Here is a 14,565-nt window from a genome sequence, read left to right as displayed (position 1 = left end):
TTTTATACTGTTTCTACTCTTCGTCCTACGTAAATTTTTTGTCTGTAGCCGTTTTCGCCATAGCTTCGTTCTACTTTTTCGACCTGAAAAGTGCCGTTTTTTTCTTTATCCTTAGCATTTTCCAGAATTACCTTGTCTGTAGGTCGTACAAATGGCTCACCAAAAGTCAGGAAATAACCTTCGAGTCCGCTTGGTTTAGATTCCATGGCTCTCACAGCAGCATATTGATACAATTCTGCAGCAACTTTTGTTGCAGCATTTTTAAAAGCTTCAGGGTCTTTGGGCAAATCATCTTTATCGTCATGCAATACATGTGTTTTTACCAATTGCCCGTTTGGATCGCCTAATTCGATATAAATTGGGGTATTTGAATTTTTAAAATATTTTTCGACTCGTGTGCGCGTATTTTTGGTAGATTCAGTAACGACTTTTAATCGATCTTCAATAATATTATAGCGAAATCTAAAGCGAACTTTCCCCAGAAAACCTCCTGAAACAGATTGTACAATTTTATTCAACGTCGAACTTAAAAGACTAAGTCCCTGATTGATCAATTTTTTGACCAATGCTCCAGCTAACGGGCTTTTAATGAAATTTCGATCGATAAAACCGGTTAACTCTGCTGCAGTATGTTGCTGCGGATTATTCGTAATAGTAAGAACCGGAGCTAAATCTTCGGTTTTGAAATAGGTATAGATTCCTTTGTCTTTTAGCATCTCAAAAACCTGGGCCAAACTTTGATTTCTGTTAATCATTACATTGCCTAGTTCTTCGTCGAGAGCGTTTACTTTAAAAGGTAATTTAAGTTCTTTGATTCTTTTTTCGAAGAAAGTTTTAGGATTAAAGCTTTCAACATTTGTGGTCGGGTTGGTTGATACAACATTCAGAACGTCACTTTTATCCTGAACATCATCGTCTTTTACCGCTTTTACTTTCTTAAAAGCATACATAGCATCTTCGCAGGTTATTGTAGCATTTGTATCTGATTGTACTCCTGTAATATAACCTCTAAAAGCGGGTTTGTAATCGTCGTCATATCCTAAAAATATTTCTATGAAACTTTCTAGTTTAAAAAAATCATGAACTGTTTTTTCTTCACCATTTGCATTTTTAAACAAGTTTTGATCAAATCCCTTAGTGTCAGTAAACACTTTTTGAGGCATCACAATTGTTGCCGTATCTGTGAGGGATTTGTACGAACTGCTGATGTCTACATTTTTTACATAGGTAAATTCATAAAATTTAGGCATAGGGATAAGTTTTATCGTTTCGTAAACCCTAATTTTAGCATTTAGTTTAAGCATTGTCTCTGATTATTAGTTCTACAGTTTCGTCTGATGTGGCGCTGACCGTAAATTTTTGAATATTTTTTGTTCCCGAAATAGATGGAATCGAGTAGGAGTCGATCACTAATTCGTAAATACCAAATCGGTTTAAAATAGCGTGCGTTACTCGTAGAGCGTACGGCGCATTTAAGAATTGTTTCAATAAAAAAAGTTTTTCCTTTGGATATTCATCTCCGGTTTCATTGGCGATTAAACCTTCGATAGAAATACTAAAATCTCCATTTGTAATATGCTCTTTGATAGTTGAATCTCTGCCTTCGATGCTTTCTTTTTTGATGGTTTTTGAGCGATTAAGATTCACAGTAACAGCATCTACACGTAAACTGGGTAAATTGAGATCTTTTTTTGTTAAAGGTTCAAAAACCAAAGGAGCGAAGACCCTTAGATTAAATTCTCCTCCGGTTTTATCTATAATAAAATCTTTCGATTCGGACTCGTTATAGTTAATGCCGGTATATTCAGAGTCTTTGGTGTCTAAAATTTCGTTTACATTAAAATTGAATTTCATAATGATTTATTTTTTTATTTTTAATTTGAAAATGCTTGTGCAAAAGCGGTCATGAATGTGTTTTCGAGTATTTTGTCGTTGTGTTTTTGTAACCAAAGGGCCTCTTCGAGTAACTTATAAAACTCATCCATTGATAATTGATATGGATCCACCTGAAAAGCATATCGAATAAGAGCAGCCGATTTTTTGAATTCATCTTTTTGTGGAGTTGCATCTATCGTAAATTCGCTGTCATTTTTGATCATTGCTACAAGAGAATTTCCTGCCGAAAGCATGAATTCATCATCATAAATTTCCTTATCCAGAACACATTCTTTAAATAAAAACAGAATTGCTTCATGCGGATTATCCTTGTATTTATTTTGATAATTTAGGAATGTGGTGAATGATGGTTTTTTGCAGTAAACAGTTGTCAGTTGATCTTCTGATGTAAATTTTATTACTGTACCGTATTTTTCTTTTAGTTTTTGTATCGTTATTTCGTCTGGCATTTTTATAGTTTTAGAGATGTTGTCTTTGAATGTTGAAATAGATTTTAGAAAGTTTTATGCTTTTTAAATACTACTGTCCCGACTTTCTTTTTTAATAATTTCTGACAGATTTTCGTTTTTTTCGGAAGTAGTGAAAGGTGTTATCGTAAAGCTCTCTATAAAAATGTTTCCGTCTGTAGTTTGTCCCAAAGGATTTTTGAATTTGCTCATATCGGGTGTTTTAGGTATTTCACCTAGATCTTTTGGTGTATAATCCATGATTGGTTGAATGTTTAATTGTTACTATGATTGTTGAAAGTAGTGTGTACAGATGAGGTATTTATTCTCAAAAAAAATCTGAAAATAAATGGTATTTTTATATCTGTTTGGGATGCTAATAGTTGTTATTAGAGTATGTAAAAGTAGGGTAGAAGGGTGTGAAAAACGAATAATTTGCGGTCGGTATTCTGTAGTTTCAGTGGAATGTAAATTGGTTTAAAGTTTTGTAGTTTATTTGTTTGAGGTTTTTCTAGTGTTAACTTTTTTATTGTAAAAAACATCCAGGATTATTGAGGAATTTATTTTTTCCTAATAATCCTGGATGTTTTTTTTACAGCCTATATGAATGTTTATTTTTGAATGAAAAAGTTTTTTTATCCCTGCTTTCGGGGATTTATTTTAACGTTTATTATTCTAGCTTCCTCCATCTGTTATTGTCCAATTATTAGAAGAGTTTTGTAGAATTGCTTTTCCGTGTGTTCCTGCTGATGTATGTTTTGCTGTTCCGAAACTTATACTAATATTAGGTTGCACTGGTCTTGAACTCCATCCATTGTATATAGCGTCGAGATTTGTCGCTGAAAATGTTGTTGCTGTTATTGTTGCCATAAAGTTCACCATATTCGTAACATTTGAAACATTCCAATTTCCAATATCTTGGTTGAATGACATAGCTTGATTAAACATATTAGACATATTTGTGACCTTTGAAGTGTTCCAGTGATTTAAAGGTTGGTTGAATGCTAGCGCACCGACTAACATATTTTGCATATTTATAACATTTGAAACATTCCAGTTATTTAAAGGTTGATTAAAAGCAGAGGCATATGCGAATACTCTACCTAAACTGGTTATATTGGAAATATTCCAAGAATCTAAATTTTGATTAAAAGTGCTTGCTCGTTGAAACATATCTTCTATAGTAGTAACTGCAATAGTATTCCAATTTCCTATCGGTTGATTGAAATTCCTTGCATTTATAAACATTCCGTCCATTGTAATTGATCCTGTGTTTTTTAAAACCCAATTATTAATATCAGGACTTCCCCCATTATTGAAAACTAAATCTCCTGCATTGCCATAAAACATGTAGGTAAATGAATTAACATTTGAAACATCCCAAGAACCGATGTTTTGATTGAACATATTTGTGCCCGGCCCTGTTCTTGCAAACATTGCATACATTGTGGTGACCTTTGAAGTGTTCCAGTTGTTTAACGGTTGATTGAAGTTTGTAGTACTTTGAAACATTCCTGCCATATTGGTAACATTTGATGTATTCCAGTTCCCAATTGGTTGATTAAAATTTACTGCACTTAAAAACATTTGATTCAAATCATTAACGTTTGAAGTGTTCCAATTATTAATATCAGGAGATTCTCCATTATTAAAATTAGATGCACTTTGAAACATTTGAGAAAAACTTGTAACCTTTTCTACGTTCCACTTTCCAATTGGTTGATTGAATTTTGATGCAGATTGAAACATTGCTACCATGTTGGTAACGTTTGAGACATCCCAATTTCCAATCGGTTGATTAAATTCATTCGCACCAAAAAACATATTCGACATATTTATTACCGAAGATGTATCCCAACTGCTTATTTCACTAGAATCATTGTTATTGAATTCAGATTGAAAAAACATTCCCGCCATATTGTTAACTTTTGAAACATTCCAAGAGCCAATATTTTGATTAAAAATCCATGCTGCTTGAAACATTGAAATCATACTTGTAACATTTGAAACATTCCAGTTGTTTAAAGGTTGATTAAATTTTCCAGCATTTGAAAACATATTAGACATGTTGGTAACTTTTGAAACATTCCAATTTCCAATTGATTGATTAAATTCAGGTGAATTATTAAACATTCTCTCCATGTTAATAACATTTGAAACATTCCAATCATTCATTTTATTTACAGTGGTCAGGACATTGCATTGAGAAAAAGCGTTAGACATATTAATCACATCTTTTGTATCCAGCACATCACTAACATCTGATAAATCTAAGTTTGAACACCCTAGGAAATAACTACCACTATTTGTACCTAATTTAAGATTGCCCCAACTCAATACATTTAAAATTTTGAGTTTGTCTCCACTTCCGTAAAATGTCCAATTATAACAAATCCCTACGATAGTTATCTTATAAGTTCCTACTGAACTATAAGTATGTGTAACTTGTGCCTGATTCCAGGATGTTATAGTATCTTTTGTTCCGTCACCCCAGTCTACAATGAAATTATATACCCCTCCATTTTGAAGGGGTAATTTTATCTGATTTTCTGCACTTGATCCAGTTGAAATATTATCCGTTTTCCAAGTTGAAACAAATTCTTTTTCTGCTTCTCGTTTCCCAAATACATATTTTTTTATACCCATTATACACTTAGTATTATTTGGTTGGTATTTTCCAATTTTGTCAGATTGAAATATTTTTTCTCTGGAGTAATTTCAGGTTCTCCAAATACCCATTCAATCTGATTTGCCCACTGCCAGGTTAGATTTACACCTTCTAGTGTGATCGCATTAAATGAAAATTCTTCTGTGGTGATCATAGGCATTCTTACGATACCACTACTTTTAAAAATGATAGTTTGGCCATTCCAATTTTCCTGGACATCAATATCTCCATTTATAATGATTTGTTTGTCTTTTATTTGTTTCGAATCATCAACATATTCTTTTGTAATTAAGGATTTTGCACCACCAGACGTAATTAAAGCATTTGTTAATGTCGGAGCTAATAATCTGTTATCAGCTTCTTTTCTAATTGCAATATCTCCTACACCATTAGCAAAAATTGCTAAATTAGAATCATCTTGATTTAATCCTGATATACCACCAATAATAGTATTTCCATTACCTGTAGATATGCCATTTGATCTTGTTCCAGTATTAATTGAAATATTATCATTTCCTGTAGTATACCTATTCCCTGTAGCAGGGGCTTCAATTAATACATTTCTTGATCCGTTTGTTAAGTAAGAACCCGATTGGAATCCAATTGTGATATTAAATTCACCTGTACCAGTGATGTCGCTGTTACTACCTCCCCCAAAACTTATGCATCCTAGAGCGGTATTATAATTACCCGTAATTCCTGCTCCTGCCGCTGCTCCAATAGCAGTATTTCTAACACCTGATATATTATTCATTAACGCATTTGTACCAATACCTAAATTAAATTGACCAGTAGTTAGTTTATTTAAAGCGTTACCTCCAATAGCTACATTTTGTGTTCCTGTCGTTGTATATCTTAAAGCACCATTTCCTACTCCAGTGTTAAAATTAGCAGTAGTAGCTACAGATAATACATTTCTTCCAATTGCTGTATTACCTGTACCCCCTGTTGTTGTTGAACCCAAAGCATTTGAACCAAAAACGGTATTTGAAGTTGTTAAAAGATTACCTACGCCAACTCTTACCCCATTTATAAGCTTATCAACTCCTCCTAATTCTTGCAAAGAAGTATTATTAACTATACCTGATTGAGTTGCTGAGGTTGGTAAAATAACAGCCTCTAAATATTCTTTAGTCACTAAAGATTTAGCTCCTCCTGAATCGATTAAGGCATTTGTTAATGTAGGTGCTAGTAATGTGTTGTCAGCTTCTTTTCTAATTGCAATGTTCCCACTACCATCTGATAACAAGGCTAAGTTTGAAGCATCTGTAGGTAATCCTGTAACATTACCAATAACTGTATTATTATTTCCAGTAGTAATACCTATAGGGGTTAGTCCTTGTTTTAGTATAATGTTATTTGACCCAGTAGTAACTGATCCTGAAGTGGTATTAGTACTTTCAATTAATGTATTTCCTGATCCTGAAGTAATTGCTCCACCCGAAGTTACTCCTATAACAGTATTATATGTACCTGTATTTAAAACACCTGTGTTGCCCATTGCTAAATAACCTATAGCAATATTATCATCACTTGTAACAGATACCCCTGATGCTACTCCAATTGCTGTATTTCTACTTCCAGTTATAGTGTTAAGTAAAGCATTAGTACCTATACCTAAATTATAACTTCCGGTGGTTAAATGTCTTAGAGCTGCCCCACCTACTGTAACATTTTGAGTTCCTGTAGTTAAATTAGCAAGGGATACAGCTCCTACTGCGGTATTAAAACTTCCAGTTGTAGCAAGAGCTAATGTAGATCTACCTATAGCAGTATTACTAATAGATGTAGTGGCTGACGTTAAAGCATTTGATCCTAATGCTGTATTAGCATTATTAGTGGTATTATTACCTCTACCTATCCTTATTCCATTTATAAGCTTATCAACTCCTCCCAATTCTTGCAAAGAAGTAGTATCAACTATACCTGATTGAGTTGCTGAAACTACCTGATCTGTAGCTAATTTATAAGGAGTACTGCTATCTGGCATTTCAGGAAAGCTAAAAGTATTTTGTCCTGTAGATTCTCTATCAAAAAGCAATTTTAAATTTTTATCTCCTTTGCTCCAGTTTATGTTATCACCATTGTACTGAATTCTTTCTCCTAGTGGACCATCAATTGATAAGTTTTTAGAATCTATTGTAGCACTATATTCTTCGTCTAAAAATACAATTGGCTGAGTAAGGGATTTATTGTCGGAATTTAATACCTGATCTAATGTAGGAATTGCCGAACTAATAGTAATATCTCCATCTCCAACTATTGCTTCTCCATTAATAGTTTTAAATTCTGGTTTATTAATCAATTGACTAAAACCAGATTCACTATTCCAGTCCGTATTTATTTGCGGTGCATGTGCAATTTTATCAGCTAAGTGATTATCTAAAATTGTTCTATCTGCTTTGGTTAAAAGCAATTCGTCAATTCCATCGATATCTTTTACGGGAACTTTTTCAAATTTATGTCGGAAGGAATCCCAGGTATCCCAGAATTGTGCCTGCGATGGTTTAAGACCAGTTTTAAACCAATTTTTTATGGTATTTAATGTTTGTATAGCCATGTTTTTTATTTAGTTATAGATTTTAAAAAAATCAACTGTTTTAATTGTTGGTAAAGATTTATTTCTGATTTTGAGACTTTTTTTATTTCCTTTATTTGGAATTTATTTTTAATTTTTTTCAGTAGAAAATAACGGAGAAATACTGGATAATAATGCCGACAGAACCAAACCGATTAATTTGATTCTGTTAATGTTTACCAAGGAAAAACCCACTTCTTGTAAAAGTTCAAATTTAGTATCGATCATTCCTGTTAGAACGATTAAAATACTAACGATAACTGCAATTTTTGATTTATTCATATTTTTTAAAGTTTTTAGTTATTAAGGCGTTAATTGAAAAAGTATATAATTAATACCATTATTTATAATTTGTACCGCTGCACCATCATCACTACCATCATCTATGGTAAAAGTATCATATGTAACGCCTCTGTTCAAAATATCAAAATCCCCAGCATTACATTTTATTGTTAAACCTCCAATATTTTCTGCGGTTATGTAATATATGGCGCCTATAGAGTTAGCTAGAGCAGGTAAAGTAATTTCCGCGTTGGCTCCTGTAGCAGTTACAAACCTAGTATATCCTCCATCAGGTATTGTAAAATTTACATTTGCGACATTTATTTTTGGTTTTAGATTATCCACATAAGCACTTAAATATTCTTTAGTCACTAAAGATTTAACTCCCCCTGAATCAATTAGAGCATTTGTTAATGTCGGAGCTAATAATCTGTTGTCAGCTTCTTTTCTGATTGCAATATCTCCCACACCATTAGCAAAAATTGCTAAATTGGAATCATTGCCATTTAATCCTGTAATACCTCCTACAAGAGTGTTACCACTTCCTGTAGATATACCATTATTTCTAGTACCGGTATTAATTGCAATATTATCACTACCTGTAGTATATGAACTAGAGGGGCTGGCAGGAGATTCTATTAATACATTTCTATTTCCATTAGTCAAATTATACCCTGATTGAGCACCCACTACAATATTAAATTCTCCTGAACCAGTAGTAGTTCCTCCAGTACTTCCCCCATAACTCCTCCATCCTAATGAAGTATTATGACTACCTAGAATTCCCATACCTGATGCAGTTCCTATAGAAGTATTATTTTCACCAATTAAATTATTAAATAAAGTATTTGTACCAATTGCCAGATTATAATTTCCTGTAGTTAAATTCCTTAAAGCTGAACCCCCAACAGCTACGTTTTGAGTACCTGTAGTTAAATTTGCAAGTGTAGTAGATCCAACGGCTGTATTTGCCGCTCCAGTAGTTAATAATGCCATAGAAGATCTTCCTACTGCTGTATTTAAAGTACCAGTTGTAGCAGATGTTAAAGCATTAGATCCTAAAGCAACGCTATTGTTTGAAGTAGAATTATTACCTCTACCAATCCTAATACCATTGATTAATTTATCTGTTCCTCCTAATTCTTGTAAAGAAGTATTATCAACTATACCTGATTGAGTTGCTGATGCTGGTAAAATTGTAGGTATATCGTCTGTGGTTGCTAATTTATAAGTAGTATCTACAGATGGGTTTTTATTAGGTATCTGAAATGTACTTCTTGATCCCGTCTGATCTTCAAACTCCAATAAGGCATCACTTCCGTTATTTTGTTCTTGTAGTCTAACCTTACCAGAAGAAATATCTAAATAAGCATTTCTACTGATTCCAGTATTTTGGTATGTATGTCTAAGTAGTATATTATTTTTATTAATAACTCCATCAGATGTTTTTGATTCGCCAGATTCTACATCTTCTCCTGATGTGTAAAACTCTATTGCACCATTACCATCAAACATACTCAATTCTTGGATTCCACCATTATAGCTAAATTCAGCTGAACCACCATTTTCTAAAGTTTGTTGTAAGTTTTGCGACGAACCTCCTGAGTGTGCATCTAAATACTCTTTAGTCACTAAAGATTTAGCTCCTCCTGAATCAATTAAGGCATTTGTTAAACCAGGTGCTAATAATCTATTATCTGTTTCTTTTCTTATTGCTATATTTCCACTACCATCAGATAATATAGCTAAGTTTGAAGCATCTGTAGGCAATCCTGTAATATTTCCAATAATTGTATTATTATTTCCAGTTCTAACTCCTATACTTGTTAGTCCTTGCTTCAATATTACATTATTAGACCCTGTTGTAATTGCAGAATTAGTTGTCTGTTGATTTTCAATTAAAATATTTCCTGACCCCGCTGTAATTTCTCCACCAGCTTGTGATCCTATTGCTATATTAAAATTCCCTGTAGATGTAACTCCATTAAAACCCATAGCAAGATATCCTAAAGCAAGATTATCATTACCTGTTATACCTAGTCCTGTAGCTACTCCAATTGCTGTGTTTCGACTCCCAATTATAGTATTCAATAAAGCATTAGTTCCAATTCCTAAATTATAATTACCTGTGGTTAAATTTCTTAAAGCTGATCCACCAATAGCTACGTTTTGAGTACCTGTTGTTGACAATCTTAAAGCAGATGTTCCTACAGCAGTACTATAACTAGCTGTAGTAGCTGTTGTTAAAGCAGATGTTCCTACAGCAGTATTAAAACCTATCCCACTTACTAACTTTGTTAATGTATTTACTCCTAATGCTGTATTGCCGGGAGATGTTTCATTTAATCTTAATGCCCAATTTCCAATACCAGTATTGTTATTCGCAGATATATTGCTTAATAATGCTTCAGATCCAATAGCTGTATTTCCTGTTCCGGTGGTATTAGCATTTAATGCTGATAACCCTAAAGAACTATTTTCTGGATCATTACCACCACCTCTACCTATTCTTACCCCATTTATAAGCTTATCAACTCCTCCCAATTCTTGCAAAGAAGTATTATCGACTATACCTGATTGAGTTGCTGAAACTACCTGATCTGTAGCTAATTTATAAGGAGTACTGCTATCTGGCATTTCTGGAAAACTAAAAGTATTTTGTCCTGCTGATTCTCCATCAAAAAGTAATTTTAAATTTTTATCTCCTTTGCTCCAGTTTATGTTATCACCATTGTATTGAATTCCTTCTCCTAGTGGACCATCAATTGATAAGTTTTTAGAATCTATTGTAGCACTATATTCTTCGTCTAAAAACACAATTGGTTGAGTAAGGGATTTATTGTCTGAATTTAATACCTGATCCAATGTAGGAATTGCTGAACTAATAGTAATATCTCCGTCTCCAACTATTGCTTCTCCATTAATTGTTTTAAATTCAGGTTTATTAAGTAATTGACTAAAACCAGATTCGCTATTCCAGTCCGTATTTACTTGTGGGGCGTGGGCAATTTTATCAGCTAAGTGATTATCTAAAATTGTTTTATCTGCTTTGTTTAAAAGCAATTCTTCAATTCCATCGATATCTTTTATGGGAACTTTTTCAAATTTATGTCGGAAGGAATCCCAGGTATCCCAGAATTGTGCCTGCGATGGTTTAAGACCAGTTTTAAACCAATTTTTTATGGTATTTAATGTTTGTATTGCCATGTTTTTTCTTTTAAATTTATTTGATTATCGAACTTTTAAGATGTTAGGACAAAAGAAAATCGTCCTGTATATTTTTTATGATTGTCAATTTACAGGAGAATTATATTCTCAGATTGAAATCTTTTTTTAAGTATTCGATTAAGAAAAAGCGAAAATTATTTTTGTTGGGAATTTTAGGCATTTTTCTTCTGCCTTCTGATGATAAAGAATTCATGGTGGTATTTGTTTAATTGATTTATATTAATGAGATAATTGTTCTTTGAAGAATAGCAGGAGTAATTCTGATTGTTATAAATAGTGTTACTATTTAAATTTTGTGGGTGTAAAAGTAGTTTAGAAGAATACAAAAAATGAAAAATTTAAACTCAGTTTTTCGGTAGTTTCAGTGGAATGTAAGTAGAGGTAAAGTTTAGTTATATAATTATTTTATGTTTTTGTCTCGATTTATAGATGTTGATTTGTGTAAGAATAAAGCTAATTTTTGTCATCTGATATTTGCTAACAAAAAACACCCAAGATCATTAGAAACAAGTGTTCTTCATGATTTTGGGTGTATTTGAAAATAAAAAAGAGTTTATTTTAGAACAATAGGTGGCTTTAAATTTTTGTCTTAAGAGTTAAGTTTCTTTTATTACTCATTCAGTAGCCGACGGCTGATTGTTTTTAAAAATTAAATCTTCCATCCTCGTCTTCAGAAATGATGTAACCTTTTAAGATGTCTTCTAATTTGACAGGTGTTTTTAAAATGAGTTTTATCAAATAGTCAAATGCTGGCATTGTAAAATATCGCTCGCTTTCGTTTAAAATTGTACCGTCACCATCTTTTTCTTCAATGAAATTTCGGTTTAAGATTGGTTTAAAATTTTCATCCCGAACGATCATCATAATGGAATTATCAACGTGTCAATCTGGTACTTGCTGATTAAACATTGAAAGTTACATCTTGGCCATCTTTTTCATAGATTATTCTATAATTTAGATCAAAAGTTGAAATATCTAAGTTCATTTGAATACCCGCAATTTCAATTGTTCTTTGGACATCTGGAAAAATTTTGCTGTTTGAAATTTTTTGTGTAATCACTTGATTTTGCATCTTTATAAATTTATATTTGAAATATCTGTTGTTTGAGTTTCGAAAGCAGAGTTTATAACTGGTGTTACACTTCCTCCATTAAGAGTGGCCATATCAGGAGCAAAACTCAAATAATTTATTGTGTAGCAGGAGTTATAATAAGTATTAGTTCCGTGCACGAGTATAAAGCCTAGAATACCATCTGAAAATGATGTCTTAATTGCTTGATTTATTATCACACCAGTACCTGGCTCTGAAGAATTTCCAAAATCAATACTCGCAATTAAGGTAAAAGGCCTTGCATATGCCGCTGTATTTGCATTAGACCTTCTAAATATTAACATTTTGCCCCATCCTTGCAAATTGATTTTAAGTTTTAATAAATTTGCGCCACAGAATGGTTTTGTTTGAATTATAAAATCCATATCTGACATTAATTTATCATTTGTATTCACTGAACTCGGATCAATATCTCTATTTGCAGGATTATTATATAGTGCTAAACTGCCCGGATTGTAAAATCTAAAAGTTGCATTTATCAAGTTAATTGCTCCAATGGTTTTTAGCAAATAAGGGTGCAATATGTTCTGCTCGGCTGAATCGCTTGTAATTGTCGATAAGTTTAAAATCTTATATTCTGAACGACCTTGAGTTGAATTTCTAAATCCCTCCATTAATGACCCTAAAACACTAATATACCCCATAATAACACTGCCTTGTTTTGCATCAAGAACATCATTTGTATTGGTCGTTGTTAGATTGTTTTGAATGGTAGAAGTTATTTTAGTTCTAACATTTCCATGTGTTTCCCATAAGATACCATTTGAATCACGTTCAATTGCTCCATTTTGAGGAACTGTTGTTAATAATCCGTTAGGCACAATAACAGCAGGAGTTGTTGTTGTACCAGATGCAGTAGTAACAAAATCATTTATCAAAGCAACTGTCCCTGCTTTATTAGGCAATTTAATTTGGTTATTTTGTGTTGGACTGGCATTAGGAATAAGTTGTGTATAAAAGCCATTTGGCAAAAACCATTTTATTGATTCCCAGTTATATTGCACTTTATACGTACCTAACCCAGCACTCACTAATTGTGAAATAAACACATCTTCTAATATTTGAGTTGTGTAGACATAATTTCCTGTACTATTATTAACCTTTAAACCTTGAGAAAAATTCCAAACTGCTTTAATTGTTTGAGCTTGCGATTTCATACTTTCCCACCAATTGAACAATTTAGATCGACTAACGACTTTGTTATCTTCTGCAACAGATACAGTAGTTTGCGTTTCGGCATCCGTTGCAAGTGTTGCTGTCAATTTAATTTGATCCAACTGCTTACCCATTTCGGCTGTCAATGCTTTAGCAACTCCTCCTGTTTTAAGGTCGTTGACCAAGATAGTTGACAAGTAAGATTCAACGTTTTCAATTGCATCAACTATCTCCTGAATGGTATCCAAATCAATATTATCAGACGACAATAATGTATTGATTCCGTTTATTTGATTTTGTAACAGCTTACCCTGTTCGGCGCTTAAAATAGATGTTGCGCCTCCAGTAATCAAATCGTTTACTATGTATAAATATTGACTCGCTAATTTGGTTAATGAATCAAGAGGAGCATAACCATTAGCCAAACCTTTTTGCGATTTATCTTCTTTATTCAGGTCTAAAATTTTCCCCATCTCTGCTGTCAAAGCTTTTGTAACACCTCCCAAAGTAAGGTCATTTACTAAAATAGTATCTATTGACGTTTGAATTTGTGTAACAGCATCTACAATTTTCTGAACTGTATCGAGATCAACATTATCACATTTTAAGAATCTATTAATATTGTCTATTTGGTTTTGCAAAACAACACCTTGTTCAGCTGATAGTATTGAGTTTTCACCTCCCGCTGTTAAGTTGTTGACTAAATTTAGATACTGATGAGCAATTTTTGAAAACTCGTCTAACGGAACATAACCGCCCGCCACACCTTTTTGATATTTATCTTCTTTACCTGAAAATAAACCAGCATGGGCAATTTGATCGTTTTTATGATCGTCTAACTGCGATTTTTCAGCTTTTGTATCCAGCGTAGTTTCAAGTTCTTCAATATCTTTTATAGGTACTTTTTCATATTTGTGTCGAAAAGAATCCCAAGTATCCCAGAATTGATCCTGAGAAGGTTTTGAACCTGTTTTAAACCAATTTTTTATAGTGTTTAATGTTTGAATTGCCATATTTTTTTAATTATATAATTAGAGATTGCGATAAAGTCAACTCTTTTAGTATTGAGATGATGATCAATACAATTGAAGGTTTTAATAAATGTCCATTTATTAGAGTTGAGACAAATTTCTTTAGCGGAATTTATCTTTGACAGAAAAGAATAAAAAGTACTCTTGTCGGGAATTTTGGGCATTTTTCG

The 14,565-nt window shown here is 32.7% G+C and carries 11 protein-coding genes; all 11 read right to left on the bottom strand.

All coding sequences use genetic code 11. The features are described from left to right. Nucleotides 1–2: 2 nt before the first annotated feature. Nucleotides 3–1,304: a hypothetical protein gene (locus FLP_RS16375; protein WP_065450597.1), complete on the bottom strand. Its 1,302-nt coding sequence runs from the start codon at nt 1,302–1,304 to the stop codon at nt 3–5. After that, a complete protein-coding gene (locus tag FLP_RS16370) occupies nt 1,297–1,854 on the bottom strand; it encodes a DUF6046 domain-containing protein (RefSeq protein ID WP_065450596.1) in 558 nt (185 codons plus the stop codon). Before FLP_RS16370 ends, FLP_RS16375 begins: the two co-directional genes overlap by 8 nt. A gap of 20 nt (nt 1,855–1,874) precedes the next feature. Next, nucleotides 1,875–2,345: a hypothetical protein gene (locus FLP_RS16365; RefSeq protein ID WP_065450595.1), complete on the bottom strand. Its 471-nt coding sequence runs from the start codon at nt 2,343–2,345 to the stop codon at nt 1,875–1,877. 63 nt (nt 2,346–2,408) lie between these two features. Beyond that, complete coding sequence (locus tag FLP_RS16360) at nt 2,409–2,555, bottom strand: hypothetical protein (RefSeq protein ID WP_243397549.1); 147 nt, start codon at nt 2,553–2,555, stop codon at nt 2,409–2,411. 462 nt (nt 2,556–3,017) lie between these two features. After that, nucleotides 3,018–4,988 carry a BspA family leucine-rich repeat surface protein gene (locus FLP_RS16355; protein ID WP_065450593.1) on the bottom strand — a complete coding sequence of 657 codons (1,971 nt, stop codon included), beginning with the start codon at nt 4,986–4,988 and terminating at the stop codon, nt 3,018–3,020. Then, nucleotides 4,988–7,570 (bottom strand): beta strand repeat-containing protein, encoded by a 2,583-nt coding sequence (locus FLP_RS16350; RefSeq protein WP_065450592.1) that lies wholly within the window; start codon nt 7,568–7,570, stop codon nt 4,988–4,990. The genes FLP_RS16355 and FLP_RS16350 overlap by 1 nt, the downstream gene beginning before the upstream one ends. 108 nt (nt 7,571–7,678) lie before the next feature. Next, entirely contained in the window at nt 7,679–7,870 is a 192-nt protein-coding gene (locus FLP_RS16345; RefSeq protein ID WP_065450591.1) for a hypothetical protein, read from the bottom strand. Nucleotides 7,871–7,891: 21 nt separating this feature from the next. Further along, the gene (locus FLP_RS16340; RefSeq protein ID WP_065450590.1) at nt 7,892–11,077 is read right to left on the bottom strand and encodes a beta strand repeat-containing protein; all 3,186 of its coding nucleotides are present in this window, start codon (nt 11,075–11,077) and stop codon (nt 7,892–7,894) included. A 663-nt stretch (nt 11,078–11,740) separates the two neighbouring features. Continuing rightward, nucleotides 11,741–11,962 carry a hypothetical protein gene (locus FLP_RS16335; protein WP_065450589.1) on the bottom strand — a complete coding sequence of 74 codons (222 nt, stop codon included), beginning with the start codon at nt 11,960–11,962 and terminating at the stop codon, nt 11,741–11,743. A 37-nt stretch (nt 11,963–11,999) separates the two neighbouring features. Further along, on the bottom strand, nt 12,000–12,170 hold the full coding sequence (locus FLP_RS25550; protein WP_165606687.1) for a hypothetical protein: 171 nt from the start codon (nt 12,168–12,170) through the stop codon (nt 12,000–12,002). A 2-nt stretch (nt 12,171–12,172) separates the two neighbouring features. Then, on the bottom strand, nt 12,173–14,377 hold the full coding sequence (locus FLP_RS16330) for a hypothetical protein (RefSeq protein ID WP_065450588.1): 2,205 nt from the start codon (nt 14,375–14,377) through the stop codon (nt 12,173–12,175). Nucleotides 14,378–14,565: the final 188 nt, after the last annotated feature.

It is taken from the genome of Flavobacterium piscis (assembly GCF_001686925.1).
In the GTDB taxonomy this organism is placed as follows: Bacteria; Bacteroidota; Bacteroidia; order Flavobacteriales; family Flavobacteriaceae; genus Flavobacterium; species Flavobacterium piscis.
The sequence above is the reverse complement of the archived record's forward strand: the minus strand, read 5'-3'. Positions and strand labels throughout refer to the sequence as shown.

What these genes read in the sequence shown, in the direction of transcription:
- FLP_RS16375 (WP_065450597.1), bottom strand. Translation starts at nt 1,304, where the DNA reads ATGCTTAAACTAAATGCTAAAATTAGGGTTTACGAAACGATAAAACTT.
- FLP_RS16370 (WP_065450596.1), bottom strand. Translation starts at nt 1,854, where the DNA reads ATGAAATTCAATTTTAATGTAAACGAAATTTTAGACACCAAAGACTCT.
- FLP_RS16365 (WP_065450595.1), bottom strand. Translation starts at nt 2,345, where the DNA reads ATGCCAGACGAAATAACGATACAAAAACTAAAAGAAAAATACGGTACA.
- FLP_RS16360 (WP_243397549.1), bottom strand. Translation starts at nt 2,555, where the DNA reads ATGAGCAAATTCAAAAATCCTTTGGGACAAACTACAGACGGAAACATT.
- FLP_RS16355 (WP_065450593.1), bottom strand. Translation starts at nt 4,988, where the DNA reads ATGGGTATAAAAAAATATGTATTTGGGAAACGAGAAGCAGAAAAAGAA.
- FLP_RS16350 (WP_065450592.1), bottom strand. Translation starts at nt 7,570, where the DNA reads ATGGCTATACAAACATTAAATACCATAAAAAATTGGTTTAAAACTGGT.
- FLP_RS16345 (WP_065450591.1), bottom strand. Translation starts at nt 7,870, where the DNA reads ATGAATAAATCAAAAATTGCAGTTATCGTTAGTATTTTAATCGTTCTA.
- FLP_RS16340 (WP_065450590.1), bottom strand. Translation starts at nt 11,077, where the DNA reads ATGGCAATACAAACATTAAATACCATAAAAAATTGGTTTAAAACTGGT.
- FLP_RS16335 (WP_065450589.1), bottom strand. Translation starts at nt 11,962, where the DNA reads ATGATGATCGTTCGGGATGAAAATTTTAAACCAATCTTAAACCGAAAT.
- FLP_RS25550 (WP_165606687.1), bottom strand. Translation starts at nt 12,170, where the DNA reads ATGCAAAATCAAGTGATTACACAAAAAATTTCAAACAGCAAAATTTTT.
- FLP_RS16330 (WP_065450588.1), bottom strand. Translation starts at nt 14,377, where the DNA reads ATGGCAATTCAAACATTAAACACTATAAAAAATTGGTTTAAAACAGGT.